The following is a 21,608-nucleotide window of genomic DNA, read 5'->3' on the forward strand; positions in this document are numbered from 1 at the left end:
ATTCGAGAGCCGCGGCGCGCGGGCCCGCGCCTAGACTGGTCCGCGCCATGACGCCTGCCGCGCCCGCCCCGACCACCGCCGCTGCCACCGACCGCCGCTGGGCGGGCCTGTTGCTGGCGCTGCTGGGCGCCATCGGCTTCTCGGGCAAGGCCATCATCGTCAAGCTGGCGTACCGGCACGGCGTGGATGCGGTCACGCTGCTGATGTGGCGCATGTTGCTGGCGCTGCCCTTTTTCCTGGCCATGGCCTGGTGGGCCGGGCGGGGCAAGCCGGCATTGACCCGGCAGGACTGGCGCGACATCGGCGTGCTGGGCTTCACCGGCTACTACCTGGCCAGCTATCTGGACTTCGCTGGGCTGGCCTACATCTCGGCGAGTCTTGAGCGGCTGATCCTGTACCTGAACCCGACGCTGGTGCTGCTGATCTCGGTGCTGTGGTTCAAGCACCGGCTGCAGGCGCGCCAGGTCGTCGCGCTGGCGGTCAGCTATGCGGGCGTGGTGGCGGTGTTTGCGCATGAGCTGAGCTTCGAGGGCGTGAGCACGGCCATCGGCGCGGCGCTGGTGTTCGCCAGCGCGGTCAGCTATGCGGTCTACCTGGCGCTGAGCGGCAAGGTGGTGCAGCGGCTGGGTTCGCTGCGGCTGGCGGGGCTGGCCAGCACGGTGGCCTGCGCGCTGTGCATCGCGCAGTTCGTGCTGCTGCGGCCGCTGTCGCAGGCTGTCGTGCCGGAGCCGGTGCTGTGGCTGTCGCTGCTGAACGCGACGGCCTGCACCGTGGCGCCGGTGCTGATGGTGATGCTGGCCATCGCGCGCATCGGCGCGCCACTGGCGTCGCAGGCGGGCATGGTGGGCCCGATGAGCACGCTGGCGATGGGCGTGTTCGTGCTGGGCGAGCCGATGAACGCATGGATCGCCGTCGGCACCGCGCTGGTGCTCGGCGGCGTCTTCCTGGTCAGCCGTAAAGGACCCTAGGCAGCCACAGGCCAATCTCGGGCCACAGGTACAGCAGCACGATGGCAATGACCTGGATGGCCATGAAGGGCAGCATGCCGGCGAAGATCTGGTTCAACGTCACGTGCGGCGGGGCCACGCCCTTCAGGTAGAAGGCCGCCATCGCCACCGGCGGGCTGAGGAAGGCTGTCTGCAGGTTCAGCGCCACCAGCAGGCCGAAGAACAGCGGGTCCACCCCGAAGTGGTCCAACAGCGGGATGAAGATGGGCATGAAGATCACTATGATCTCGGTCCATTCCAGCGGCCAGCCGAGGATGAAGATGATGAGCTGGCTGAGGATGAGGAACTCGACCTTGCTGAGCTGCATGCCCAGCACCCACTTCTCCACGAGCTCCTGCCCGCCCAGCAGCGCGAAGGCGGCCGAGAAGATGGCCGAGCCGACGAACAGCCAGCAGACCATCGCGCTGGTCTTGGCCGTCAGCAGCACCGATTCCTTGACCTCGTTCTGCAGCCGCGCCTGGCGGTAGGCCATCAGCGCCCACAGCAGCACGCCGCCGGCCGCCACGGCGCCCAGCACGGGGTCCACCGGCGGGGCCAGCCCTTCCCGGTTCGCGATGAACCAGGCGAGGCAGCCGAAGAAGGGCAGCCACAGCAGCAGCCAGACCACGAAGACCGGCCGGCGCTGGCCCGGCGCGCGCTTGTTCACGACCGAGTAGATGGCCGCCAGCACGTAGCCGCCAAAGGCGCCGACCGCCGCCGCCTCGGTGGGCGTGGCCAGCCCGAACACGATGGAGCCCAGCACCGCCAGTATCATGACCAGCAGCGGGAAGAAGCTGGTCAGCAGCAGCTTGAAGATCTCCAGGCGCTGGAAATTCAGCACCGCGTAGAACGCCACAAGCACGGCACCCGTGACGGCCCAGGCGATCCAGCCGCGGCCGGCGTCGGCCGATGTGGGTGCCGGGGAGGGCGGCGGGACCGGCTCTGCGGCGACCGCTGCGGGCGGCGGCTCGCTGGCAGCGGCCTCGGCGACGGGCTCTGCCACGCCGCCCCCCGCGTCGGCAACGGGCTCGCTCGCAGGTTCGGCCGGCGGCTCTGACAAGCCGGTGTCCGCGGGTGGATCTGCGAGCCCCCCCGTGTCCGCCGGCGGCTCGGCCAGGCCGCCTTCGCTGGGCGACGGCGCCTCGCTGCCGATAGCCTGCATCGTCTCGGCCGGTGCTTCCGCACCATTGGGGTTGTGCGCATGCAGCCAGCCAATGGCAGCGATCAGCAGCACCAGCCCGACCGGCAACAGCGCCACGCCCAGCTGCCGCAGCACCGGGCCCTTGTCGGACTCGCGTCCCAGCGCCGCCAGCAACGCGGGCAGCGCCGCGCGCTTGCGGCCTCCGGCCAGCCGCTCGGCCAGCGGCGGCAGCGGCACGAAACGCGCTTCGGCCGACAGCGGCGGCATCAGCGCCGGCTTCAGCTTGGCCAGCAGCACCACGTACACCACATACAGCGCGGCCAGCATCAGGCCGGGGAAGAAGGCGCCGGCGTACAGCTGCACGACGGACACGCCGGCCGTCGCGCCATAGACGATCAGCATGACCGACGGAGGGATCAGGATGCCCAGGCAGCCGCCGGCCGTGATGGCGCCGGCCGAGATGCGCACGTCGTAGCCTCCCTTGAGCATCTGCGGCAGCGCCAGCAGGCCCATCAGCGTGACGACCGCGCCGACGATGCCCGTGGCGGTGGCGAACACGGCGCACGTGAAGATGGTGGCCACCGCCAGAGAGCCAGGCACGCGCGCCATCGCCAGGTGCAAGCTCTTGAACAGCTTCTCGATCAGGTTGGCCCGCTCGACGAGGTAGCCCATGAACACGAACAGCGGGATGGAGATGAGCACGTCATTGCCCATTACCTTGAAGGCGCTCTGCACCATCAGCGTCAGCGTCTTGCCGGTGTCGAAGTCGTAGGCCAGCCAGGTGAACAGCATGCCCATACCCATCAGCGTGAACGCCGTCGGGAAGCCCAGCATGATGGCCACGACGACCAGCGCCAGCATCATCAGCCCAAGGTGGCCGCGGGTGACCTGCTCGGCGCTGAGCAGCACGAAGGCCGTGCCGGCGACGATGAACGCCATCAGCACGAAGCCGAACCACAGTTCCTTGCGGACTTTCATCGGGCGGCCCCCACGTCATCGGCATGGACCATCTGCTTGAGTTTGTCGACGTCGACCTCCTCGACGTCTTGCTCGCGGCTGGGCCAGCTGCCCTGCTGCAGGCACTGCACGCAGCGCACGATCTCCACCAGACCCTGCAGCAGCAGCAGCAGTCCGGCGACGGGGATGACGGCCTTGAAGGGATACAGCGGCAGCGGAGTGGCGCTGAAGGTGGATTCGCGGATGGCCAGCGCGTCCTGAAAGTAGGTCCAGCCCGCCCAGGTCAGCGCCACGATGCCGGGCAGGAAGAACACGATGTAGAGCACCAGGTCGACGGTGGCCTGCGTGCGCGGCTGGAAGAAGCCGTACAGCACGTCGCCCCGCACATGGCCGCCCTTGGCCAGCGTGTAGGCGCCAGCCATCATGAACAGCGTGCCGTAGCCCATCAGCTGGGCGTCCAGGTTCCAGTCGTGCGGAGCGTTCAGGATGTAGCGGGAGAACACCTCCCAGCTGATCAGCCCCGTCAGCGCCACGATCAGCCAGGCGAATGCCTGGCCGATCCACGTGGACAGGCGGTCCACGGCAAGCAGCAGTTTTTTCATGTGCGCAGCAGAAGAAGGGGAGCGCGTGGCTCCCCGGATGCGTTGCTGGATCAGGCCTTCTTGGCCGGCGCTCGGAAGTAGTGGTTGTAGGCCATCTTGTAGTCGACCGTGTAGTCGTTCTGCCAGCCGCCGGCACGCTGTGCGAAGGCCTTCTGGCTGTCCAGCACCTTCTTAAACAGCGGGTTCTCGGCGGCCTTCGCGGCTGTGACCTTGTCCCACGCGGCCAGCTGCGCGCGCAGCACGCTGTCGGGCGTCTTGTAGAACTTCACACCAGCCTTTTTCAGCTCGTTGTAGTCGCTGCTGTTGCGCTCGATAGCCTTCCAGCTCATGTCGGCGCTGGCCGCCTGCACCGCGTAGTCGATGACGGCCTTCAGCTCTGCGGGCAGGCCGTCGTACTTGGCCTTGTTGAACAGGATCTCGAACTGCTCGCCGCTCTGGTGGAAGCTCTGCAGCATGCAGTTCTTGGCCACATCTGCGAAGCCCAGCACGCGGTCGCTGGAGGCGTTGTTGAACTCGGCCGCGTCGATGAGGCCGCGATCCAGCGCCGGCACGATCTCACCTGCTGGCAGCGGATTGACCGCGGCGCCGAGTTCCTTGAACACGTCGACCGCCAGCCCGACGGTGCGGAACTTCAGGCCCTTCAGGTCTTCCGGCTTGCTGATCGGCTTCTTGAACCAGCCCAGCGGCTGTGTGGGCATGGGGCCGTACAGGAAGGACACGACATCGATGTTCAGCGCGGCGTAGATCTCGGCCAGCATCGCCTTGCCGCCGCCGTAGTTGTGCCAGGCCAGCAGCATGTTCGGGTCCATGCCGAAGGCCGGGCCCGAACCCCACAGCGCCAGCGCGGTGTTCTTGCCGTAGTGATACGCCACCACGCCATGGCCGCCGTCCAGCGTGCCCTTGTTGACGGCATCCAGCAGCTGGAACGCGGGCACGACCGAGCCGGCCGGCAGCACCTCGATCTTCAGGCGCCCGCCCGCCATGTCGTTGACCTTCTTGGCGAAGTCCTGGGCGTACTCGTGGAAGATATCCTTGGCGGGCCAGGTGGACTGGAAGCGCAGGCTGGTGGTCTGCGCGGTCGAGATCATGGGCATGGCCAACGCGCCGGTACCGGCGGTCGCGGCGGCCGCATTCCTGATGAAGCGGCGACGCGGGTTGGGTGTCTGGGTCATGGGCTTGTCTCCGTTGGAATCGTGTAAGCGCCTCTTGAACAGAACCTGCGGCCGGCGCTGGCCGCTGCGCCGACTGTCTGGCCGGGGGGCGGGCGGGCGCAACTGGGTCAAACCCCGCCACCGCGGATGACATGCACGCACGGCTCTGCACCAGCACGCGGACGCTGGCCGGTGCAGAGCAGCGAAGAGATCCGGCGGGAGACGCCTAGTTCACATGCGCGTCGAAGCAGGCGTCGACGCCGCGCTCGATCTCGTCGTAAAGCGGACGGATCAGCGGCCGCAGGCCGGGCGCGAACTGGCTGGTCAGGAACAGCGAGGGCATGCGCTCGCCGCGGTGCTCGATGCTGCCGCCGATGGACTTGATGTAGACGCCCAGCCGTGCGAAGTGCGCGGCCAGCCGCGGCTCGGTCAGCACCAGTACGTGCTCGCGTCCAAGCCTGCGCGCGATGGCCGCGGCGCCGAAGTACAGGCTCACCGGGATGTACGGGAAGCGCGCTTGCGGGCCACGCGGCTGGAAGTCGTCTTCGTTGACCGTGCCCGCAGACTGCGACTCGCCCTTGCGCTGACGGAAGTTGCGCATCACGGCCAGCCGCGACACCTCGGCCACCGTGCGCCGTGGCAGCGTGGCGGGGTCCAGGATGCTGCGGTCCAGCACCTCGGCGCAGCTGCGCTCCACGGGCAGCAGCTGGTCGGGGTGGGCCTCGTCGGCCAGGATCAGCCGCGTGCACCCCACGGGTTCGCGGGTGACGCGGTGGCGCAGCAGGCAGTGGACCGATTGCGGGTCGAAGGCATCCCGCTCCAGCCCGTCGGCGCGCACCGGCTCCCAGCCCAGGTCGCGGCAGTAGACCTCGTGGCGGATGCGGAACACTTCCTCGCGGGTCGCGTCATCCAGCGCGGGCAGCAGTTCGAAGTACTGACTGAAGCTCTCGCCCAGATTCCGGTTTGATGAGGTTTCTTCTGTCACGTTCGCCCTCTCATCGGCTGCCGCATGCTGATGCGGTTCGGCCTGTCTCGTGTTGACTTGCTAGCAGGTTGGTAACACGAAGTGTCTCGCGGTTTTGCCATGCCGCCCAGCCCCGTCTGCCTGGCTCTTTCGTCGCGCGGGTGACGGCGGACCGCCAGCCGTTCAAAATCGCTGAACATTGGCAACAAGGCCGATGAACCGCTGCCCTGTACGCGCGGCGCACACTGCGAGCCCATGATGAGACCTGTCACCCGCTACACCCCCGTCGCCATCGTGCTGCACTGGCTGCTGGCGCTGGCCATCGTCGGCGCCTTCGGTGTCGGGCTTTACATGACCGACCTGCCGTTCTCGCCGACGCGGCTCAAGCTCTACAACTGGCACAAGTGGGCCGGCGTGACCATCCTGGCGCTGTCCGCGCTGCGGCTGCTGTGGCGCCTGACGCACCGCCCGCCGGCCGACCTGCCCATGCCCGCCTGGCAGGCCAGGGCCGCCCACCTGACGCACAACCTGCTCTACGTGCTGTTCTTCGCCGTGCCTCTGGCGGGTTGGGCATACAGCTCGGCCGCCGGCTTCCCCATCGTGTGGTTCGGCGTGCTGCCGCTGCCCGACTTCGTGCCCAAGGATCAAGATCTGGCCGAGACGTTCAAGATGCTGCACAAGTTTGCCGCCTATGGGCTGGCGCTGCTGGTGCTGGCCCACGTGGGCGGCGCGCTGAAGCACCATTTCATCGACCGCGACGGCCTGGTTGCCCGCATGCTCCCGGGCCGCCCCTGAACCGCGACTGAACCAAGGACCTCTATGAAACACCTGCTTTCCGCGCTGCTGATCGCCGCCAGCGCCCTGACCGCCCAGGCCGCCACGCTGGAGCCTGCCAAGAGCGATCTCAGCTTCACGTTCAAGCAGATGGGCGTGCCGGTCGACGGCAAGTTCAAGAAGTTCGATGCGCAGCTGGACTTCGATGCCAAGAAGCCTGAGGCCGGCAAGATCGCGTTCACGGTGGACCTGGGCAGCGTGTCGCTGGGCGACGCCAGCTTCGACGCCGAGGTCGGCAAGGCGCCGTGGTTCGACACCAAGCGCAACGGCAAGGCTACCTTCGTGTCCACTGCCATCAAGCCCACGGGTCCCGGCAAGTACGACGTGGCCGGCAAGCTGACCATCAAGGGCGCCACGCGCGACGTGGTCGTCCCCATCACGCTGAATGCCGGCGTGGCCGCCGGCAGCGTGGCCATCAAGCGCCTGGACTTCAAGATCGGCGACGGCGAATGGGCCGACACGTCCATGGTCGCCAACGATGTGACCGTCAAGTTCAAGCTGGCCTTCGCCGGCATTTGAGCGAGCCTGTACCCTCAACCCCCCCCACCACCCCCGGAGATCCACGAATGAAGAATGCCCTGCTGCTGACCGCCCTGATTGCCGCCGCTGGCGCCGCCCAGGCGCAGAGCGCTACCTACGCCATCGACCCGACCCACACCCAGGTCTTCTTCGAAGCCAAGCACTTCGGCACCAGCACCAACCGCGGCCGCTTCGACAAGAGCACGGGCACCGTGACGCTTGACAAGGCCGCCAAGACCGGCAAGGTCGAGCTGACCATCGAGATGGCCTCCATCTCCACCGGCATCGGCCCGTTCGACGGTCACCTGAAGAGCAAGGACTTCTTCAACGTGGAACAGCATCCGACGGCCACCTTCGTCGGCGACAAGTTCACCTTCAACGGCGACAAGGTCACCAGTGTTGCAGGCACGCTGACGCTGCTGGGCAAGGCCAACCCGGTCACGCTGACGGCCAGCGGTTTCAACTGCTACGAGAACCCGCGCCTGAAGCGCGAGGTCTGCGGCGGCGACTTCGAGACCACCATCCAGCGCAGCCAGTGGGGCATGGCCTACGGCCTGCCCGGCATTCCCGACAACGTGCGCCTGCTGATCCAGGCCGAGGCCATCAAGCAGTAAGCTGCGCACGTCGCACCCACAGCCCGCCCTCCGGCGGGCTGTTTCATTTCAGGGTCGTGACGGCCTGTCGCGCGCCGCTGCAGTTCGTCCGGACCGGCCGCCGGCGTGTCGCCTGGCGCCCACACCGCGTGGGGGCCTTGCGTACAGTGGCTTCCAACGACGAACCCCGCCCGATGAGCCCCTCCTTCCCTCCCAGCCCCCAGCAGCAGCTCTGGATTGCGCGCTGGCAGCGCTTTTCAGCCGCCGTGGTGCGCTATTTCCACCTATATGCCGGCTGGCTGGTCGGCATCAGCTGGAAGCGTTTCGTGCTGCTGGCGCTCGCGCTCCTCGTGGGCGTGAACATCCTGAAGGACATCCCGCCGTTTACCTGGCGCGTCAACCAGACGATCGAGGAGGAGCCGGACACCCATGCCGCCCAGCGCCATGCGCAGCTGGAGAAGGAAGCCAAGCGCGCCGCCGAGCGGGCGCGCCAAGTGGCCGAGCGCAGCGAAAAGGCGGATTCCGGCAAGGGCGGCGGCGGCAACTACGAGATCAAGATCGACGAGAGCGGCGTGCGCATCCAGCCGGTGCGCCGGGCGGCCTCTGCCGCCTCTGCCGCCTCTGCCGTCGACGAGGATGGCGAGCCGGTGCTCGACAAGGCCGAGGCGCCGGCCATCGCCATCGACTTTCCCAAGAGCGCGCGGCCGGAGGACATTCGTGCCGCCGTCGAGCAGGCCAAGGAGCAGCTCAGTCAGCTCAAGAACGAGGCGGAGGAGGTCCGTGAAGCCCGCCAGGCCGCCGCCGAGGCGCAGCAGGCACTGCGCGAGGCCGCTGCCGACCTGGCGGCCGAGGTGTCCAAGCCGCGCCGCCGCGTCACCACCGTGCGCATGGGTGACTCGCTGGTGGAACTGGCCATCCTGTGGATCCTAGCTTCCGCCGTCATCAAGGCCATGTACAAGGGCCGCATCCAGGCCGAGGTGAAGGCCGCGCAGGCCACCGAGAACGCCGAGAGTGAGGCGCTGAAGCGCCAGGTCATCGAGGCCCGCATGGCCGCCATGCAGGCGCAGGTGGAGCCGCATTTCCTGTTCAACACGCTGGCGTCCATCGACCACCTGATCGAGGTCGACCCGCCGCGCGCCAGTCAGATGCAGAAGAACCTCATCGCGCTGCTGCGGGCCTCCATGCCCACGATGCGCGAGGCCAACGCCACCGGCGCCGCCCGAGACCTGGGCCGCGAGCTGGCTGTCATCCGGCCCTACCTCGAGATCCTGAAGATGCGCATGGAAGAGCGCCTGCAGACCGAGATCGACGTGCCCGAGGGCCTGATGTCCGCGGAGTTCCCGCCCATGATGATCCAGGGCCTGGTCGAGAACGCCATCAAGCATGGCTTGGAGCCCAAGGCCGAGGGCGGCTCGCTGAAGGTCAAGGCCGAGATCCTGCACGGCAAGCTCGCCGTCACGGTCGCCGACACCGGCCTGGGCTTCGGCCGCGCCGCGACCAGCGGCACCGGCGTGGGGTTGGCCAACATCCGCGAACGCCTGCAGTTGCTGCACGGCAGCCGCGCCAGCGTCACCGTCACTGAGAACCAACCCAGCGGCACGGTCGTGACCATCACCGTGCCCTACCGCAGCCGCAACGACGAAGGAGCCTCCGCATGAAGACCTTGTTCAAGATCCTGTTCGTGATCACCGCGCTGATGGTGCTGGCCGCGATGCTGGGCGGCTTCGCGCTGCTGAACCACGACTCGAACATGCACATCGTGCTGAACGACGAGGAGCTGTTCCTGGGCGGCTTCGGCGACTGGGTGGGTGCCACCATCGGCCTGTTCGTGGCTGCCATCGTCTGCATCGTCGTCGTGCCGCTGGTGCTGCTGCTCGGCGTGGCGCTGCCGCTGCTGATCGTCGGGGGCGTGCTGGCCCTGGTGGTGGCGAGCGTTCTGGGCGTGGGCGCCGTGCTCGGCTCGCCGCTGATCCTGCTGGGGCTGCTGCTGTTTGTCGTGCTGCGCAACCGCAGCCGGGCCAACGCGGCCAAATCGACGCCGGTCTGATCTAGCATCGCCGGCCATGAGCAATCCATCCATTCGCGCCGTTCTGGCCGACGACGAACGACTGATGCGCGAGCAGTTGCGCGCCCGCCTGACCGAGGTCTGGCCCGAGCTGGACATCGTGGCCGAAGCCAAGAACGGCCTGGAAGCCGTCGAGCTGGTCAAGGAGCACCGGCCCGACCTGGTGTTCCTGGACATCCGCATGCCGGGCCTGACCGGCGTGGAGGCCGCGCGCCAGATCGCCCAGCTGCCGGACGACGACGACTGGGGGGTGCCCGAGATCGTCTTCATCACGGCCTACGACCAGTACGCCGTCGAGGCCTTCGAGCAAGGCGTGGCCGACTACGTGCTGAAACCCGCAGAGCGCGAGCGCCTGCAGCTGACGGTCGCCCGCATCAAGAAGCGCCTGGCGCAGCGCGACGCGCCGTCAAGTGACTTCAGCGACAGCGCGCCGGTGCCGTTGCAGCAGCTGCTGCACCAGCTGTCGGCGGGCATGAACCCAGCGGCCGCCAAGCCGCAGTACCTGCAGTGGATCCAGGCCACCGTGGGCCAGGCCATCCAGATGATCCCGGTCGAGGACGTGTTGTTCTTCATCAGCGACGAGAAGTACACGCGCGTGCAGACGGCCAAGGTGGAGGCGCTGATCCGCAAGCCCATCAAGGAGCTGGTGGACGAGCTGGACCCGCGGGTCTTCTGGCAGATCCACCGCTCGACGCTTGTCAACGCGCGCGCCATCGACGGCATCACCCGCGACTTCCGCGGCCGCCAGCTGGTGGGTGTGAAGGGGCTGACGGAGAAGCTCGAAGTCAGCCGCAGCTACACGCATCTATTCAAGGGTATGTAACTGAGCCGAGCGCCGGGCCGCTCGCAAGCCGACCCGTCTGGCGATGTGAGAGCGCGGCACGCCCCGTGAGCATCGCCATGCCCTCGGGAGATCGCCTGAGCTGGCCCGCGTCCAGCGCGGCAAGACCAGGCGAGGGTCTCACTTTTCTACGAACGCCCGCTCGATGACGTAGTCGCCCGGCGTCGTCGTGCTGCCTTCCTTGAAGTTGCGCACCTCCAGCATCGCCTGCATGTCCTTCAGCAACTCGGGGCTGCCGCACAGCATGATGCGGTCGGTCTCGGGGTTCAGCGCCGGCAGGCCCAGGTCTGCCTGCAGTTTGCCGGTCTGGATCAGGTCGGTGATGCGGCCCGTGTTGCGGAACGGTTCGCGCGTGACGGTCGGGTAATACAGCAGCTGCTGGCTGGCGAACTCGCCGAGGAACTCGTGCTGGTGCAAGTCCACGCTGACATGGTCGTGGTATGCGAGTTCGTTCACGTGGCGCACGCCGTGCACCAGGATGACCTTCTCGAAGCGCTCATACGTCACGGGGTCGCGCACGATGCTGATGAACGGCGCCAGACCCGTGCCGCTGCCCAGCAGGTATAGGTTCTTGCCTGGAAGCAGGTAGTCGATCAGCAGCGTGCCAGTGGGCTTGCGGCCCACAATGATCTTGTCGCCCGGCTTGATGTGTTGCAGCCGCGAGGTCAACGGGCCGTCCGGCACCTTGATGCTGAGGAACTCCAGGTTCTCCTCATAGTTGGCGCTGACGATGCTGTACGCGCGCAGCAGCGGCTTCCCCGTCTCCAGCTTCAGGCCGATCATCGTGAAGTGGCCGTTGGAGAAGCGCAGCGCCTGGTCGCGCGTGGTCGTGAAGCTGAACAGGCGGTCAGTCCAGTGATGGACGGTCAGGACGGTCTCTTCGTGGAAGGCACTCATGGGCGCTCGCTGAGGTTCGGGTGGCGGGTTAACCCGGTATTTTCGCCGGGTTCTGATATGCGGAGGTCGCGCAAGGGTCAACGCTCGGTTTCTATGCGCAGAAGTCTCGCGCCGGCGCCGTCGTCGCTGACCTTGTCCGCCGGGTTGTACAGCGCGCACGCTTTCAGCGACAGGCAGCCGCAGCCGATGCAGCCGGTGAGCCTTTCCCGCAGCGCCTGCAGTGCGGCGATGCGTGCGTCCAGCAACGGCGCCCAGCTGGCGGAAAGGCGTGCCCAGTCGGACTTGGTCGGTGTCCGACTGTCGGGCAGCGTGGCCAAGGCCGCCTTGATCTGCGGCAGCGTCAGTCCGACGTTCTGCGCGGCGCGGATGAAGGCGACACGGCGCAGCGCATGCCGCGGGTACTGCCGGTGGCCGCCCGCACTGCGCGAGCCCGCCAGCAAGCCCTCGGCTTCGTAAAACCGCAAGGCACTCGTCGCAACACCGGCGCGCCGGGCCAGCTGGCCGATGGTGAGCGGCTCGGCCGCGGCTTTCGAGGCGGCGCTTGACTTCAAGTTCGCTTCAACTTCGAGCATGGCGGCCATGTTCCCACGAATGGAGTTGCCATGTTGATGAAGACCGCTGCCACGCCCGCCACGCGGGCCCAGCTGCACCACCTGCTGGACGCCGGCCAGGCGCTTTCCGCAACCTACCGCGGCCAGATGAGCAACCACCTGCCCATGGCCCAGCAGGCGCTGCTTGAGCTGGGCGCATCCGAACCGCGGCTGCTGGCCTGGACGGAGCGGCACGAGACCTTCCTGGAGCCGCGCGACTGCAGCCGGCCCGCCCGTGTCGATCCGGCGCGCGACCTGGGCCGGCCCGGCAGCGATGCCGGCTGGCGCGAGCACTTCTTGGCCCGCATCGCCTCGCTGGGCGCGGGCGCGGCGTTGCGCGAGGCCCTGGCGCTGCTGCTGCCCGGCGCGGGTGCCATAGCGTTCCACGGTCTGATCCGCACGGGCCACGCGGTGCTGGCCGGCCACGACGGCGAACTCGCCGCTGGGCTGGCGCACTGGGCCGCGCACTTCATGCCGCTGACGGCGATTGACGCCGGCGCGCCGCTGGAGTTGCCCGACTGGCTGCACGTGCTGCAGCAGCTGCCTCGACCGGCCGCGCTGCCTAGTGGCCTCATCGCCTGCCGCATGCAAGCATGGGGAAAAGCTGCCGCCTTCGCCGCCGTCGCCGGCCGCCTGCAACATGGGCCCGATACGCTGCGCGACTTGGCCCTGCTGGCTGCCCGCACCTATGCCGCCACCGGCAACTTCACGGTGCTGCATTTGCTGACGGCCAGCCATGCGATGAGCGTGCTGCAGCCCTGGTGGCCGGCGCCGGAGGCGGCGCGGGGTTTCAGCGTGGCGGCGGCGGCCGGGCTGCTGGCCAGTGGCGCCCGTCCGGCTCTGCATCTGCAGCACGCGCCCAGCCGCCCCTGGCCGGCGCTGATCGCGGCTGCCTGCGAGCAGGACGACGCCCATGTCATCAAGCTCGCGCACGCCGCCTCGCGTCTCGGGCGGCGCTGGCCCGACCCCGCCTGGCGGGCGGCGGTCGAACGATCCATTCCAGTTTGATGGAATGCGTTATCCAGTAAACTGGATGAATGACGCAAGACGCCATCACCGAACTGATCGCCCGACGGCTGCGCGAGTTGCGCGCCGCCGCCGGCCTGTCACTGGACGCGCTGGCCCACAAGAGCGGCGTCAGCCGCTCCAACATCTCGCTGATCGAGCGCGGCCAGAGCAATCCCACGGCGGTAGTGCTGGACAAGCTGTCGTCGGCGCTGGGCGTCAGCGTCGCGTCGATGTTCGAAGCCGGCCCCGCGCCTGCGGCGCCGTCGCCGCTGGCGCGCGTGGCCGAGCAGCCCGTCTGGCGCGATCCGGCCTCGGGCTACGTGCGCCGCAACGTGTCACCGCCGGGCGTGTCGCCGCTGCAGTTGGTGGACGTCATCTTCCCGGCGGGCCAGCGCGTGGCCTTCGAGACGTCGGCGCGCGACCCCGACATCCACCAGCTGGTCTGGATGATCGACGGCCGCATGGAGATCGCCCATGGCGACGACACCTGGCAGCTCAGCGCTGGCGACTGCCTGGCCGTGCGGCTGACCGCGCCCATGCGCTTCCACAACCCCGCTACCCAGCCGGCCCGCTACCTCGTGGCGCTGACCGGAGCGCGCCCATGACCATCCGCGAACTCGATGGCGCCCAGGCGCTGGCCTGCGTCGGCCAACTGGCCGGCGTGCTGCGCGACTGCGTGGAGGGCGGTGCGTCGGTGGGTTTCATGCTGCCGCTGGCCGAAGGGCGCTGCGAAGCGTTCTGGCGCAAGGTGGCCGCGGGTGTCGCGGCCGGCGAGCGCCACCTGTTCGTCGCCGAGGATGACGCAGGCCGCATCTGCGGCACGCTGTCGCTGGTTGTCGACATGCCAGACAACCAGCCGCATCGGGCCGACGTGTCCAAGATGCTGGTCCACCGTCGCGCGCGGCGCCAAGGCATCGCCGCGCGGCTGCTGCGCGCGCTTGAGGCCAAGGCGCGCGAGATCGGCAAGACGACGCTGGTGCTCGACACAGTGACGGGTAGCGATGCGTCGCGACTCTACGAGCGGCTGGGGTGGCAGCGCGCTGGAGACATCCCCAACTACGCGTTGATGCCGGACGGGCCGCCGTGCTCGACGAGCTACTACTTCAAGCCGATCTGAACCCCATACCCCGTCGCTCTCGCACCTCCGGCTTCGCCCGGTGCTCAGCCTCCAGCTGCGCCAGGAACTCTTCTGGCGTGAAGGCTTCACCGAGGATCTCGACCTGCTGCCGCACGGCGGCGAAGTCGCCATGCGTCAGGCAGTCCATCGCGGTCAGCCGTGAGCACTGTTCGTCGGTCGGCGCCGTGCCGGCCTCGCGCTCGAACATTGCCAGCCGCTGCTCCGGCTTCAGCGCCTTGAAACGGATCTTGAACGCGAAGCGCCGCAGCGCGGCTTCGTCCAGGTCGTCGAACAGGTTGGTCGTGCAGATGAACAGGCCGTTGAAGCGCTCCATGCTGGCCAGCATCTCGTTGACCTCGCTGACCTCGTAGTTGCGCTCGGCATGCTTGCGGCTGCGCAGGAAGCTGTCGGCCTCGTCCAGCAGCAGCACGGCGCCTTCGGTCTGCGCGGTCTCGAACATGCGGGCCATGTTCTGCTCGGTCTCGCCGACGAACTTGCTCGAAATGTCGCTGGCGCGCTTGACCATCAGCGGCCGGCCCAGCGCCTGGGCGATGTGCTCAGCCAGTGCGGTCTTGCCACTGCCGGGCGGGCCGTAGAAGCACAGCTGGCCGCGACCTTTCTTGCGCAGCGCCTCGACGACGCGCGGGATCTCGAAGCGACTCTCGCAGTTCAGCAGGTCCAGCGCGTAGCTCGTCACGCAGGGGCGGGCGATGCTGGCGGCATCGTCGCGACCCAGCGCCTTGTCGGCGTTCTGCAGCTGGCGCTCGATGAGCTTCTCGGCGTCGTTGGCCGTGCCGGCCAGCTGCGCGAAGCGCACCGCCGTGCGGATCTGCGCCGGTGTCAGGCCCGGGCGCTCGGCCAGCTTGGCGACAAAGGCTTCGCTGACGACCACATCGCCCAGCGCGCGGGCGACCAGCCCCTGGCGCGCACCGGGCGGCGGCGACTTCAGCTCCAGGTGGTACTGGAAGCGTCGCCGGAACGCCGGGTCGATCTGCTCGATGCGGTTGGTGACCCAGATGACCGGCACCGGGTTGGTCTCCAGGATCTGGTTGACCCAGGCCTTGCCGCTGACCGAGTTGCCGATGCTGCCCTCGCCATTGGCGTCCAGCCGGTTCAGCAGCGACGCGGTGTCGCTGGACAACGGCGGGAACACGTCCTCCACCTCGTCGAACAGCAGCGCCACGTTGGCGCTGGCCTTCAGGAACACCTGGCTGATCTGCAGAGAGCGGTAGCGGTCACGACCCGACAGCGAGTTGCCGTCGCGGTCGGCGTATTCCACCTCGTACAGATCCAGCCCCGCGGCGGCGGCGGCCACCTTGGCCAGCTCAGTCTTGCCGGTGCCGGGCGGGCCGTACAGCAGCACATTGACGCCAGTGGCGTGCGAGGCCACGGCCTGACGCAGCAGGCCTTGCAGCAGGCCCAGGTCCTCGGCGACGAACTGGAAGTCGCCCGGCGCGAGCGTGCTGGGCGCGGCGGGCCGCGTGAACACGGCCATCAGGTCGTGCGGACCGGGGTACTCGCGCATCAGCACCGGCGGCAACTGGTCGCTGACCTTCATCAGGTCGGCCAGGTCGGTGATGTTGTGCTCGGAGATCAGGTTCTCCACCATGCCGATGCGTTCCAGCCGCGAGCCGGCACGCAGCGCCTCGGCCACCTCGCGCTCGTCGACACCGGCCACTGCGGCGATGGCCGCGAACGCCTCTTGCGCCGTGTTGACCTTGAACTCCACCAGCGCGCCGCGCAGCTCGCGCTGGTAGCGGGCCAGCGTGCCGTACAGCAGGATGGCGCGCTCGGCGGGATTCAGCTGCAGCAGCTGGCCCAGTGCGTCGATGTTCTTCTCGACCAGCGTGGACTCGCGCTTGAGCTGCCGGTCCAAGTGCTCGCAGGTGGTGGCCAGCAAGGCCATCATGTCCTTGGGCGCATCCTTGACGTACTCGTCCAAGTAGAAGAACAGCGTGGCTTCCGAGAACGGGCCGCTCCACTGGCCGAAGCGGTCCAGGAAGGCTTCGTCGCTCAGGGCGTCGTGGCCGCGCCACAGCTCGTTGTTGCCACAGCGCTGGCCCAGGTAGCCGCGCAGCCGTTGCAGCACGCGCACGGGCCACACCAGATGACGCCCCGTGAAGGACAGCAGGCCGTTGAAATCGCGCCGCAGGTTGAAACGGCCGGCGTGCTTGACGGTCAGCGTCAGCACGAACTGCGAGCACATGCGGTCCAGCACGGGGGCGCTGTCCAGGCCGGGCGAGGCCAGCACGCGCCCGGGGGCGCGGGAGGCGTTCTCTGCGGCGGCTCGCTTCACCATCAATGGGCTCCTTCGCCGACCTGCAGCGGTCGGCGCTGACCCATCTTGTATCAGGGTTGGCGACCGAACAATGCGTTGCCGAGTCCCCTGAACGTTCAGTGCATCACGACCGGCTGCTGGCCCATCACCGCATAGCGCTCGATGAAGGCGTCGATCTCGTCCTCGGACGGCTGGCCCTCGATGAGCGCCTGGACGCCTTGCTGGAAAGACTCCGCCAGCGCGCCTTCGATGAAGATTTCCTTGCGCGCGAACTTGTCGACGATCTCGAAACCGTCGCGGTTCAGCTGCGGGCCCGACGCTTCAGCCTCGGACTCGGGTGTCGGCACTTCGAACTGGACGACGATGAAGCTGTCGGAGTTGTAGAGCATGTGCATGGAGTTCCTCCTCGTCGCTTCAACTGCGGGTGAGGCTTGCAAATTTCAAGCCTCGCTGAGTGCAGATACTGGCAGAACGTGGTTCTAGTCGGGTCATCCCAAGACCCTGCGTCGTGTAGGAAACGTCAGGAGTTCACGTCGGCCAACGTGATCTCGTAGCCCCGCGTTTCGGGGTCGCCCTGGCGCAACCGCGCAGGCCAGAAGCCCCGCGTCGGATCCAGCCAGACGTCGATGCCGGGGTCGTGCGGCCCGAGCAACTGGCGGCGCAGATGCAGCAGGCCGGCATCCGCGGGCTGCGCATCCAGGGCGTCGAACACCCACTCGCGCAATTCACCGCGCGGCCCGGCGACCCACACTCGCCAGCGTCCGCCCGGCGTCGGTGCGGCCTGCACCAGCGCCGCCAGCTGCAGCCACCAGGACAGGCGATCCTGCGCGGCGTCGGGCCGCTCAAGCCGTGCCGGGCTGGCCGAGAAGCTGATGCGCCGGTCCTCGGCGTCGAAGTCGACTGCCTGGCGGTCGCGCCCGCCCTGCTGCGTGGCGTAGCGCTCGGGTGCCAGCCCGCCGCTGTCCAGCAGCCCCACGCTGTGCTGCGCGGGCAGCGCGCGCTCGCCGATGCGCTTGGTCAACCGCAGGCTGTAGCGGCCATCCGGCTGCGGCTGCCATTCGAGCAGCGCCTCGCCGTCCTGGCCGTACTGACGCAGCCGGTAGGTCCAGGCGGCCGGGCCGGCCAGCCGCAGCGGGGGCGAGGTCGACGGTGCTTCGGTGGCCACGGCAGGCGGCGTGTCGGGCGGCGGGGCGGCGGGCGCTGCACGCGCGGGGGCCTGCGGCGGCGCAGGGGGCGCGGGGGGCACGGGATCCGGCAGAGCGGCGGGCAGGGCCGCTGGTGGCAGTAGGGCCACGCTGACGGCCCGGGCCGGCTGGGGCACGGCGTCGCGCGGCGCGCGGTCAGCGGCCAGCAACGCGACATGGCCGAGCAGGCTGCCCGCCAGCACCAGCAAGGCGGCGCGGGGCGGGACGTGCAGGGCGCGCATCGCACAATGCTGCCACCACTCGCCGCCCCTTCATGAAACTCGCCAGCTACGCCGACGGCTCCCGCGACGGCCACCTCGTCGTCGTCTCGCGTGACCAGACCCAGGCTCACTACGCCAGCGGCATCGCGACCCGCCTGCAGCAAGTCCTCGACGACTGGGGCTTCATCGCGCCGCAGCTGCAAGACCTGTCCGTGCAGCTCAACCACGGCAAGCTGCGCCACGCCTTCCCGTTCGAGCCGGCCAAGTGCCTGGCGCCGCTGCCGCGCCCGCATGGCTGGGCCGTCGTCAATGCCGACGGCGCCGTGCGCCGCGAGGCCGGCGCGCTGCTGGGCGCCGGCATGCCGCTGCGCGCGGCGGCCCGCTGCGAGCCGGCGCTTATGGTCATCGCCGGTGACCTGCAGGCTGCCAGCGACGCCGCCGCCGCACTGGACGCGCTGCGCCTGATGGGCCTGGCCGTGGATTGGCGCGTGGACGGCGAGCTGGTCGCCACGCATGCGGCGCCGCTGGTCGTCACGCCCGACGAGCTGGGCGACGCCTGGGCCGCCGGCCGGTTGCAGGCGAAGTTGGTGGCGCTGCATAACGGCAGCAAGCTGGCGCCGCGCGACGTGGCCGCTGTGCCCGCCGACGCGCTGGTGCGGCTGGCCCGGCTGCGCGCGCTGCGCACCGGCCAGCTGGCCGGCGTCGCACTGGGCGCACTGGACCTGACGCTGGCGCCCGGCGACAGCCTGCACCTGGACCTCAAATCCGCCGACGGCCACGCCAGCCTGTTCTGCGCCATCGACCTCGACCTGACCCCGCCCGCCGCATGACCCGCACGTCCATCATCATCGACACCGATCCTGGCCAGGACGACGCCATCGCGCTGCTGCTGGCCGCCGCGTCGCCCGAGCTGGAGCTGCTGGGCGTCACCACCGTGGCCGGCAATGTGCCGCTGGCGCTGACCACGCTGAACGCGCGCAAGGTCATGGCGCTGGCGGGCCGCACGGACGTGCCGATCTGCGCCGGCGCCGACCGGCCGCTGGACGTGCCGCTGGTCACTGCCGAGCACGTGCACGGCGACACCGGCCTGAACGGCGTCGACCTGCCCGAGCCCACGCTGACGCTGGACCTGCGCCACGCGGTGGACTTCATCGTCCAGACGCTGCGCGAGCGCGAGGCCGGCACCGTGACGCTGTGCCCACTGGGACCGCTGACCAACATCGCGCTGGCGCTGCGGCAGGCGCCCGACATCGCGCCGCGCATCAAGCGCATCGTGCTGATGGGCGGCGGCTTCTTCGAGGGCGGCAACGTGACGCCGGCCGCCGAGTTCAACATCTACGTGGACCCGCAGGCCGCCCACGAAGTCTTCGCTAGCGGCGTGCCGATCACGGTGGCGCCGCTGGACGTCACGCACGAGGCGCTGACGACGGCCGCGCGCATCGAGGCCATCCGGCGCCTGGGCAACCGCGCGGGACCGGTGGTGGCGGCCTGGATGGAGTTCTTCGAGCGCTACGACGAGCAGAAGTACGGCCAGGATGGCGGCCCGCTGCACGACCCCTGCGTCATTGCCTGGCTGCTGCGCCCGGACCTGTTCAGGGCGCGCGACTGCAATGTGCGCATCGAGACGCAGAGCGAGCTGACGCGCGGCATGACCGTCATCGACTGGTGGGGCGTCACCGGCCTGCCGGCCAACGCGCAGGTGCTGCGCCACGTCGACGCGGACGGCTTCTTCGCACTGTTGACGGAACGCCTCAGCCGACTGAACTAGGGCCGCGCCCGGTCGACAGCACGGGTGTCAAGATGTGAAAATTCCCGCTTCACAGGGATGTCCCGCAAGAGCGACACGAGCCGCGGGGCCGCGTCCAACGACGGACGACGGCAAGGAGAGCTAAGGTGCCGAGCAGAGAGAAGCTGCTGGAAGTGATCGCCATCCAGACCGAGGTGGCGAAGCTGGGGTTGGACCTGGCCGCGCTGATGCAGCTGGTGGTGCAGCGCACGCTGGGGCTGGTGGCGGCCGATGGCGCCGCCGTCGAGCTATGCGAGGGCCAGGAGATGGTCTACCGCGCCACCGCCGGCATGGCCCAGGGCAGCCTCGGTCTGCGGCTGGCCCTGGACAACAGCCTGTCCGGTGACTGTCTGCGCCTGGGCCGCGCCCAGCGCTGCGACGACGCACTCGCCGATCCCCGCGCCAACCGCGCCGCCTGCCTCGCGCTGGGCCTGCGCGCCATGCTGGTCGTGCCGCTGCGTCACGAGGGCGAGACGGTGGGTGTGCTGAAGGCGATGTCGCGTCACCCCGCGCAGTTCGCCGACCGCGACCTGGTCGTGCTGGAGATGCTGTCCGAGCTGGTCGGCGCGGCGATGTACTACGCCTCCAGCTACGCGCCGAGCGAGCTGTTCCACCAGGCCACGCACGACGGCCTGACCGACCTGCCCAACCGCGCGCTGTTCCTGGACCGGCTGCGTGCGTCGCTGTCGCAGGCGGTGCGTGATGGCCAGCCGCTGGCGGTCATGATGCTGGACATGAACGGGCTCAAGCCCATCAACGACCGCTTCGGCCATCGCGCCGGCGATGCCGCGCTGCTGGAGTTCTCGCGGCGGCTCAGCGCCGGCGTGCGCCAGTCCGACACCGCGGCGCGTCTGGGCGGGGACGAGTTCGGCGTGCTGTTGCGCCCGCTGGCTGCCGAGGGCGGGCTGGAGGCCACGATGAACCGCCTGTCGGGGCAGATCAACGGCAGCTTCCTGTTCGAGGGCCGCTCGCTGCCCGTCGGCGCCAGCATGGGGGCGGCCTGCTTCCCCGAGGACGGCAGCGAGTTCAGCCAGCTCATCGACCTGGCCGACCAGCGCATGTACGAGCAGAAGCGGGCGCGACAGGTCGCGTGAGCCCTCGTCGGGTCGCGCGCCGCTGAACGCGGATGAACGCGGACGAGCCCGGCGCTCGGCCTGCGGGAGTGGGAAGATGGGCTTGCTGTCCACCGGAGATCTGCGATGCAACGCCGCCTTCTCATTGCCAGCGCCCCGGCGTTGTGCCTGCTGCGCCCCGCCTGGGCCATGAACCTGACGGAAGGGGATGCCAACGCCGGCATCCGCACCGCGCTGGAACGCGGCGCGGTGGCCGCTGTATCGCTGCTGGGGCGCACGGATGGCTTCCTCGGCAACCCGCTCGTGAAGATCGAACTGCCCGGCTACCTGAAGGACGCCGGCAAGTTGCTGCGCGCCACCGGCCAGGGCGCACGGCTGGACGAGTTGGTCACCGCGATGAACCGCGCCGCGGAGGCCGCCGTGCCGGCCGCCCGGCCGCTGCTGATCAGCGCCGTGAAGAACATGAGCGTCGAGGACGGCTTGAAGGTGCTGCGCGGCGGCGACGACTCGGCAACGCAGTTCTTCGCCGACAAGACCCGCACGCCGCTGCAGGCGCAGTTCCTGCCCATCGTGACCCGGGCCACGCAGCGCGTGTCGCTGGCCGACAAGTACAACGCCGTGGCCAAGAAGGCCTCCGGTTTCGGCCTTGTGCGCGACGAGGACGCCAACATCCAGCAGTACGTCACGGGCAAGGCGCTGGATGGCCTGTACCGCATCATCGGCGAGGAGGAGAAGAAGATCCGCAGGGATCCGGTCGGGACCGGGAGCGCGATCCTGAAGAAGGTGTTCGGCAGGTTGTAA

Annotated in this window: 22 protein-coding genes and 1 pseudogene; 14 read left to right on the forward strand and 9 right to left on the reverse strand. The window is 68.9% G+C overall.

Annotation, left to right across the window (positions count from 1 at the left end; translation table 11 throughout):
- Positions 1–47 precede the first annotated feature (47 nt).
- Positions 48–968 carry a DMT family transporter gene (locus ACG02S_RS01295; RefSeq protein ID WP_394468632.1) on the forward strand — a complete coding sequence of 307 codons (921 nt, stop codon included), beginning with the start codon at positions 48–50 and terminating at the stop codon, positions 966–968.
- On the opposite strand, the gene ACG02S_RS01300 is transcribed toward ACG02S_RS01295, so the two are convergent.
- The 4 genes from ACG02S_RS01300 to ACG02S_RS01315 all read right to left on the reverse strand — a co-directional run bounded on the left by ACG02S_RS01300 (position 949) and on the right by ACG02S_RS01315 (position 5,822).
- Complete coding sequence (locus tag ACG02S_RS01300) at positions 949–3,105, reverse strand: TRAP transporter large permease (protein WP_394468633.1); 2,157 nt, start codon at positions 3,103–3,105, stop codon at positions 949–951. The genes ACG02S_RS01295 and ACG02S_RS01300 overlap by 20 nt on opposite strands.
- Positions 3,102–3,686: a TRAP transporter small permease subunit gene (locus ACG02S_RS01305; protein ID WP_394468634.1), complete on the reverse strand. Its 585-nt coding sequence runs from the start codon at positions 3,684–3,686 to the stop codon at positions 3,102–3,104. The genes ACG02S_RS01300 and ACG02S_RS01305 overlap by 4 nt, the downstream gene beginning before the upstream one ends.
- Positions 3,687–3,736: 50 nt before the next feature.
- Positions 3,737–4,858 carry a TRAP transporter substrate-binding protein gene (locus ACG02S_RS01310; protein ID WP_394468635.1) on the reverse strand — a complete coding sequence of 374 codons (1,122 nt, stop codon included), beginning with the start codon at positions 4,856–4,858 and terminating at the stop codon, positions 3,737–3,739.
- 205 nt (positions 4,859–5,063) lie between these two features.
- Positions 5,064–5,822 (reverse strand): PEP-CTERM/exosortase system-associated acyltransferase, encoded by a 759-nt coding sequence (locus ACG02S_RS01315; RefSeq protein ID WP_394468636.1) that lies wholly within the window; start codon positions 5,820–5,822, stop codon positions 5,064–5,066.
- Between the two features lie 237 nt (positions 5,823–6,059).
- Between ACG02S_RS01315 and ACG02S_RS01320 the strand changes: the two genes are divergently transcribed.
- The 6 genes from ACG02S_RS01320 (at position 6,060) to ACG02S_RS01345 (ending at position 10,635) form a co-directional block, all read left to right on the forward strand.
- Entirely contained in the window at positions 6,060–6,596 is a 537-nt protein-coding gene (locus tag ACG02S_RS01320) for a cytochrome b (RefSeq protein WP_394468637.1), read from the forward strand.
- Between the two features lie 24 nt (positions 6,597–6,620).
- Positions 6,621–7,154, forward strand: coding sequence for a YceI family protein (locus ACG02S_RS01325; RefSeq protein WP_394468638.1), 534 nt, complete (start codon positions 6,621–6,623; stop codon positions 7,152–7,154).
- Between the two features lie 47 nt (positions 7,155–7,201).
- Positions 7,202–7,768, forward strand: a complete 567-nt coding sequence (locus ACG02S_RS01330; protein ID WP_394468639.1) for a YceI family protein — start codon at positions 7,202–7,204, stop codon at positions 7,766–7,768.
- A 173-nt stretch (positions 7,769–7,941) separates the two neighbouring features.
- Positions 7,942–9,405 (forward strand): sensor histidine kinase, encoded by a 1,464-nt coding sequence (locus ACG02S_RS01335; RefSeq protein ID WP_394468640.1) that lies wholly within the window; start codon positions 7,942–7,944, stop codon positions 9,403–9,405.
- Positions 9,402–9,794: a hypothetical protein gene (locus ACG02S_RS01340; RefSeq protein ID WP_394468641.1), complete on the forward strand. Its 393-nt coding sequence runs from the start codon at positions 9,402–9,404 to the stop codon at positions 9,792–9,794. Before ACG02S_RS01335 ends, ACG02S_RS01340 begins: the two co-directional genes overlap by 4 nt.
- Before the next feature lie 16 nt (positions 9,795–9,810).
- Positions 9,811–10,635 (forward strand): LytR/AlgR family response regulator transcription factor, encoded by an 825-nt coding sequence (locus ACG02S_RS01345; RefSeq protein WP_394468642.1) that lies wholly within the window; start codon positions 9,811–9,813, stop codon positions 10,633–10,635.
- Positions 10,636–10,773: 138 nt separating this feature from the next.
- On the opposite strand, the gene ACG02S_RS01350 is transcribed toward ACG02S_RS01345, so the two are convergent.
- Together ACG02S_RS01350 and soxR are read right to left on the reverse strand one after the other, a co-directional pair.
- Positions 10,774–11,550 carry a ferredoxin--NADP reductase gene (locus tag ACG02S_RS01350; protein WP_394468643.1) on the reverse strand — a complete coding sequence of 259 codons (777 nt, stop codon included), beginning with the start codon at positions 11,548–11,550 and terminating at the stop codon, positions 10,774–10,776.
- Positions 11,551–11,627: 77 nt separating this feature from the next.
- A complete protein-coding gene (gene soxR / locus ACG02S_RS01355) occupies positions 11,628–12,131 on the reverse strand; it encodes a redox-sensitive transcriptional activator SoxR (RefSeq protein ID WP_394468644.1) in 504 nt (167 codons plus the stop codon).
- 21 nt (positions 12,132–12,152) lie between these two features.
- Between soxR and ACG02S_RS01360 the strand changes: the two genes are divergently transcribed.
- The 3 genes from ACG02S_RS01360 to ACG02S_RS01370 are packed head-to-tail and all read left to right on the forward strand — an operon-like array spanning position 12,153 to position 14,265.
- On the forward strand, positions 12,153–13,148 hold the full coding sequence (locus ACG02S_RS01360; RefSeq protein WP_394468645.1) for a questin oxidase family protein: 996 nt from the start codon (positions 12,153–12,155) through the stop codon (positions 13,146–13,148).
- 29 nt (positions 13,149–13,177) lie between these two features.
- The gene (locus ACG02S_RS01365; RefSeq protein ID WP_394468646.1) at positions 13,178–13,753 is read left to right on the forward strand and encodes a helix-turn-helix domain-containing protein; all 576 of its coding nucleotides are present in this window, start codon (positions 13,178–13,180) and stop codon (positions 13,751–13,753) included.
- Positions 13,750–14,265 (forward strand): GNAT family N-acetyltransferase, encoded by a 516-nt coding sequence (locus tag ACG02S_RS01370; protein WP_394468647.1) that lies wholly within the window; start codon positions 13,750–13,752, stop codon positions 14,263–14,265. The genes ACG02S_RS01365 and ACG02S_RS01370 overlap by 4 nt, the downstream gene beginning before the upstream one ends.
- Here ACG02S_RS01370 and ACG02S_RS01375 read toward each other — a convergent pair.
- The 3 genes from ACG02S_RS01375 to ACG02S_RS01385 form a co-directional block, all read right to left on the reverse strand.
- Positions 14,252–16,564: an ATP-binding protein gene (locus ACG02S_RS01375; RefSeq protein WP_394468648.1), complete on the reverse strand. Its 2,313-nt coding sequence runs from the start codon at positions 16,562–16,564 to the stop codon at positions 14,252–14,254. The two genes, ACG02S_RS01370 and ACG02S_RS01375, sit on opposite strands and share 14 nt — an antisense overlap.
- 95 nt (positions 16,565–16,659) lie before the next feature.
- Positions 16,660–16,938, reverse strand: coding sequence for a BTH_I0359 family protein (locus ACG02S_RS01380; RefSeq protein ID WP_394468649.1), 279 nt, complete (start codon positions 16,936–16,938; stop codon positions 16,660–16,662).
- A 125-nt stretch (positions 16,939–17,063) separates the two neighbouring features.
- On the reverse strand, positions 17,064–17,969 hold the full coding sequence (locus ACG02S_RS01385; protein WP_394468650.1) for a hypothetical protein: 906 nt from the start codon (positions 17,967–17,969) through the stop codon (positions 17,064–17,066).
- A gap of 32 nt (positions 17,970–18,001) precedes the next feature.
- On the opposite strand from ACG02S_RS01385, the pseudogene ACG02S_RS26415 reads away from it, so the two are divergent.
- The 4 genes and pseudogenes from ACG02S_RS26415 to ACG02S_RS01405 form a co-directional block, all read left to right on the forward strand.
- Positions 18,002–18,242 (forward strand): annotated as a pseudogene (locus tag ACG02S_RS26415) (fumarylacetoacetate hydrolase family protein); the annotation flags it as partial.
- Between the two features lie 532 nt (positions 18,243–18,774).
- Positions 18,775–19,716: a nucleoside hydrolase gene (locus ACG02S_RS01395; RefSeq protein ID WP_394468652.1), complete on the forward strand. Its 942-nt coding sequence runs from the start codon at positions 18,775–18,777 to the stop codon at positions 19,714–19,716.
- 125 nt (positions 19,717–19,841) lie between these two features.
- Positions 19,842–20,828 (forward strand): diguanylate cyclase domain-containing protein, encoded by a 987-nt coding sequence (locus tag ACG02S_RS01400; protein WP_394468653.1) that lies wholly within the window; start codon positions 19,842–19,844, stop codon positions 20,826–20,828.
- Between the two features lie 105 nt (positions 20,829–20,933).
- Positions 20,934–21,608: a DUF4197 domain-containing protein gene (locus tag ACG02S_RS01405; RefSeq protein ID WP_394468654.1), complete on the forward strand. Its 675-nt coding sequence runs from the start codon at positions 20,934–20,936 to the stop codon at positions 21,606–21,608.

Source organism: Pelomonas dachongensis (assembly GCF_043555865.1).
GTDB classification, from domain to species: domain Bacteria; phylum Pseudomonadota; class Gammaproteobacteria; order Burkholderiales; family Burkholderiaceae_C; genus Pelomonas; species Pelomonas dachongensis.

What these genes read in the sequence shown, in the direction of transcription:
- ACG02S_RS01295 (WP_394468632.1), top strand. Translation starts at nt 48, where the DNA reads ATGACGCCTGCCGCGCCCGCCCCGACCACCGCCGCTGCCACCGACCGC.
- ACG02S_RS01300 (WP_394468633.1), bottom strand. Translation starts at nt 3,105, where the DNA reads ATGAAAGTCCGCAAGGAACTGTGGTTCGGCTTCGTGCTGATGGCGTTC.
- ACG02S_RS01305 (WP_394468634.1), bottom strand. Translation starts at nt 3,686, where the DNA reads ATGAAAAAACTGCTGCTTGCCGTGGACCGCCTGTCCACGTGGATCGGC.
- ACG02S_RS01310 (WP_394468635.1), bottom strand. Translation starts at nt 4,858, where the DNA reads ATGACCCAGACACCCAACCCGCGTCGCCGCTTCATCAGGAATGCGGCC.
- ACG02S_RS01320 (WP_394468637.1), top strand. Translation starts at nt 6,060, where the DNA reads ATGAGACCTGTCACCCGCTACACCCCCGTCGCCATCGTGCTGCACTGG.
- ACG02S_RS01325 (WP_394468638.1), top strand. Translation starts at nt 6,621, where the DNA reads ATGAAACACCTGCTTTCCGCGCTGCTGATCGCCGCCAGCGCCCTGACC.
- ACG02S_RS01330 (WP_394468639.1), top strand. Translation starts at nt 7,202, where the DNA reads ATGAAGAATGCCCTGCTGCTGACCGCCCTGATTGCCGCCGCTGGCGCC.
- ACG02S_RS01335 (WP_394468640.1), top strand. Translation starts at nt 7,942, where the DNA reads ATGAGCCCCTCCTTCCCTCCCAGCCCCCAGCAGCAGCTCTGGATTGCG.
- ACG02S_RS01340 (WP_394468641.1), top strand. Translation starts at nt 9,402, where the DNA reads ATGAAGACCTTGTTCAAGATCCTGTTCGTGATCACCGCGCTGATGGTG.
- ACG02S_RS01345 (WP_394468642.1), top strand. Translation starts at nt 9,811, where the DNA reads ATGAGCAATCCATCCATTCGCGCCGTTCTGGCCGACGACGAACGACTG.
- ACG02S_RS01350 (WP_394468643.1), bottom strand. Translation starts at nt 11,550, where the DNA reads ATGAGTGCCTTCCACGAAGAGACCGTCCTGACCGTCCATCACTGGACT.
- soxR (WP_394468644.1), bottom strand. Translation starts at nt 12,131, where the DNA reads ATGGCCGCCATGCTCGAAGTTGAAGCGAACTTGAAGTCAAGCGCCGCC.
- ACG02S_RS01360 (WP_394468645.1), top strand. Translation starts at nt 12,153, where the DNA reads ATGTTGATGAAGACCGCTGCCACGCCCGCCACGCGGGCCCAGCTGCAC.
- ACG02S_RS01365 (WP_394468646.1), top strand. Translation starts at nt 13,178, where the DNA reads ATGACGCAAGACGCCATCACCGAACTGATCGCCCGACGGCTGCGCGAG.
- ACG02S_RS01370 (WP_394468647.1), top strand. Translation starts at nt 13,750, where the DNA reads ATGACCATCCGCGAACTCGATGGCGCCCAGGCGCTGGCCTGCGTCGGC.
- ACG02S_RS01375 (WP_394468648.1), bottom strand. Translation starts at nt 16,564, where the DNA reads ATGGTGAAGCGAGCCGCCGCAGAGAACGCCTCCCGCGCCCCCGGGCGC.
- ACG02S_RS01380 (WP_394468649.1), bottom strand. Translation starts at nt 16,938, where the DNA reads ATGCACATGCTCTACAACTCCGACAGCTTCATCGTCGTCCAGTTCGAA.
- ACG02S_RS01385 (WP_394468650.1), bottom strand. Translation starts at nt 17,969, where the DNA reads ATGCGCGCCCTGCACGTCCCGCCCCGCGCCGCCTTGCTGGTGCTGGCG.
- ACG02S_RS01395 (WP_394468652.1), top strand. Translation starts at nt 18,775, where the DNA reads ATGACCCGCACGTCCATCATCATCGACACCGATCCTGGCCAGGACGAC.
- ACG02S_RS01405 (WP_394468654.1), top strand. Translation starts at nt 20,934, where the DNA reads ATGCAACGCCGCCTTCTCATTGCCAGCGCCCCGGCGTTGTGCCTGCTG.